General features: G+C 43.6%; 2 protein-coding genes. Both read left to right on the top strand.

Annotated elements, in window-relative coordinates:
• Positions 1-107: 107 nt before the first annotated feature.
• Positions 108-620: an ABC-three component system middle component 1 gene (locus tag B5D35_RS23240; protein ID WP_244556728.1), complete on the top strand. Its 513-nt coding sequence runs from the start codon at positions 108-110 to the stop codon at positions 618-620.
• Entirely contained in the window at positions 595-2,928 is a 2,334-nt protein-coding gene (locus B5D35_RS23245; protein WP_078754772.1) for an AAA family ATPase, read from the top strand. Before B5D35_RS23240 ends, B5D35_RS23245 begins: the two co-directional genes overlap by 26 nt.
• The last annotated feature ends 264 nt before the right edge of the window (positions 2,929-3,192 follow it).

Consider the following 3,192-nt stretch of genomic DNA (forward strand, 5'->3'; position numbering starts at 1 on the left):
GCCTGAAACTCAGTATATTGCTTAAGAACCGAACAACTTTAGGCTGCCATGTCTTCCAACCGAATTAAGCAACAAAGCCCCTTGACGAACTCATTACACCAGCCGAGTTGAATAGCCAGATCAATCAGCTTGCTCCTGAGGAATTTCTCAGAAACCCAAGCTTCAAGAAAAACTGTGACTTGATTTGTATTTATCGCCTTGACGTTTTGGCTGAGTTCAAACAGTACGAAGAAGGAATCTTCGATATCGAGGAAGACCCGCATTTTTATAAAAAATATGTCCTCTACTACAGTATTGCTGAAGAAAGCGCTCTCACTGACTTTACCTACGACAAACTCGTATCCGTGATTGCTGACAAAAAGGAATTTATTGATTACAAAGAAAATCCTCTTGTAGCTTCACAATACAGCTTCGCTGCGAAGACCTTTATTAAGCTTCCTTTCTTGGAGCTACCTAGTCACCAAGGAAACCTTGTCTCCTTGAGACAGCAAGCAACTGAGGCCGTTGCAGAAGCCGGCCTGAACGATACGTATTCGACTATTCAGCAAGTCACGGACGCAAACGCCGACGAAATAATTAAGGAAATGATTAAAAATGAACTGGCAAATATCCAAGATTGAAGTCTCTAGCTTCAAAGCATTCAAGCATATCTACTTGGATCTTGGCGAGTCGTCCTTGCTAACTCTTGATGGACCGAACGGTTATGGTAAGACCAGCATATTCGACGCCATTGAACTGCTGCTCACTGGCCAAATCAATCGAATACAAAACCTGTTCTCTACATTATTAACCAAGAAAAAGAGAGACTATGCGGACAACCTCTTTTGGAACAGTCGCTCTGGTGAAAATGACCTATTGATTAAAATTGAATTTATTAATGATGGTCAAAAGCTTGTTTTAGCCAGACATTGCCAAGCAGCGATGTTCAAGAAACCAGCATACAATCGTGCTGACAAATACGAAAACTTCAAGCTTTACGAGCTACCAGAGTTTGAATCATCTGCCTTCACGAAAGCCAATCAGCGCGATGATAACTTCCTTGACGAAGTTTTTGGGAAAAATTTTAGGGAAAACTTTTCTTTCCTTAACTATCTGGAACAAGGACAAAACCGGCTGTTACATACGCGGGTAGACGAACGCAAGGAAAAACTAGGAAACCTCTTTAATATCAGCGATATTGAAGCTGAGATTGAAAACTGCAATACCACATACAATAAGTTCACAAGGTACATCAACAATCCTGAACGCGCGGCAAAAGTTTTATCACTTAAAGATGAGATAGCCACCCTACAAAGCACATTACAGGCAGAGGCTGGGATCGTTGAGTACAAAAAGCTCTCAACGACTGATATCCAACCAGGATGGGACAAGGAGATCTTGTTCTCAACGTACTCAGCGGTCGACCATGCTGCATACCTGGAATCAGTTCGTAGAATTAATGCCCTTTTACCGCTCAAAGCCACGATCAAAACCAGGGTTCACAATGAGACAATCGATGCCGACATTCAACGTAACGAAGAATCTCTGAGGAGCTTGGCTCAGTTCGGTAAAGACCTTGGCAAACTTGATGAGCTCGAAGCAATCAAGAAGGGGATTGATGAATTGGAGCGCTCAGCGACCATCATCAAGCGAGGGGCCTCGATGATCAAGGCCGAAGAAGCCCAATCACTGCCAAACTGGGGGGAAGGGCGTCTTGAGTGGTTTGAGTCAAAAATTGAAACCCGAAATAGCCTACGAGAAAAAAGTAGTGCCAACGCGAAAGTCGCTGCTGAATTGGAACACCTAAAAAGGCAACTGCTTGAGGAGCATAAGAAGTCTTATCCCGATGATCAGATGTGCCCTCTCTGTGGAGCTGATTGGGAGGTTCACAGATCAATGGTGGATGCCATTGAAGCAAGAAGCAAGCAGATCTCTAATTCGCTATCTCAAGACGGCAAAGATTTACTTAACCTTATCGCAGCCATGGACGCAGAGCTGAAGCTCATCGACACCCATGTACAAGATAGGCTGAAAGTTATCAGGCCAAAATTTGAACCAAATCTTTATGCAGCACTTACAAAAGTTAGGCTTCAGCTCCCGGCTATAATTCAGTTGAAGGAGAAGCTGCAAAACGAAAACATTCAATTCACTGACTCATTTACGGAAATTGATGATGTAGTGGTGGAGCGACTGGAAAAGCTAAAGGAGATTCTAAGAAATAAAAAAGAGGTTGAATCGGATGCTTTAGCTCTGCCTGAGGACTGGCGAGACACAATAAGCATCACCTTCAAAGACCTGCAGGATTTCTACATAATCACAGCTGAGGACTTGAGGAATAAAGAGCAGTATATATCGATTAAAGCTAACGAGGCTCAAAATGTCAGGCTCCAAACCTGTATTTCCGGCCTTAAACTTATCGAAAAAGAAACCTTAGCCGCGAAAAAAGCGCAAAGTAAAATCAAAAAGCTCCGAGACACACTGAAGGAGACAGAGCAAAGGTATACCGACCAGACAATTTCGGCTATTGAGCTCATATTCCATATCTACAGTGGACGACTGATCCAAAACTACCAACGTGGTTTGGGCCTATTTATCGAGAGTCGCGAAGGTACACAATTGAGATTTCTGACTGCAGAGAAGTCAGAACACGACGCAGTCATGTCCATGAGTTCCGGTCAGGTGAGCGCTCTTGGCCTTGCCTTCTTTCTTTCACTCAATAAGGTCTATGCTAAGGTACCTCTTATCTTGATAGATGATCCGTCGCAGTCTCTGGATGAAATCAACGTTGCATCCTTAACCGATTTACTCCGTTGCGAACTCAAGCATTGCCAGTTGATTGTCTCCTCGCATGAGGATGATATTTCTGCCTATATGCGGTACCGGTTCGACAGAGCGGGCTTGAAAACAAGTTCACTCAACATGCAGCTATTGGCGAAAGAAGCTTTGTAAAAGTAGCCTATAGTATGCAGTAGAGCTGGGTGACCGTGATGTTCATATGGATGGGTTAGCCATCATGAAGAGGATATCAAAAACAACAATAGTATCTGGTTTTGCGCTTTCCTTCATTAGGTTAAGTATTGCAAAACCAGGTCTCTTTTAATGGACCTTCTGTCAGTAATAACTCACTTTGGGGCGTGCGACGTGAAGTCGTATGAAGCGCTGTTCACCGCTCAACGAGTGAACCATCTGTATCACCAGATGAACCTAGGAGCC

The organism is Enterovibrio nigricans DSM 22720, assembly GCF_900167155.1.
In the GTDB taxonomy this organism is placed as follows: Bacteria; Pseudomonadota; Gammaproteobacteria; order Enterobacterales; family Vibrionaceae; genus Enterovibrio; species Enterovibrio nigricans.

Bases quoted from the DNA above. Each gene is read 5' to 3' on its own strand.
- B5D35_RS23245 (WP_078754772.1), top strand. From the start codon at position 595: ATGAACTGGCAAATATCCAAGATTGAAGTCTCTAGCTTCAAAGCATTC.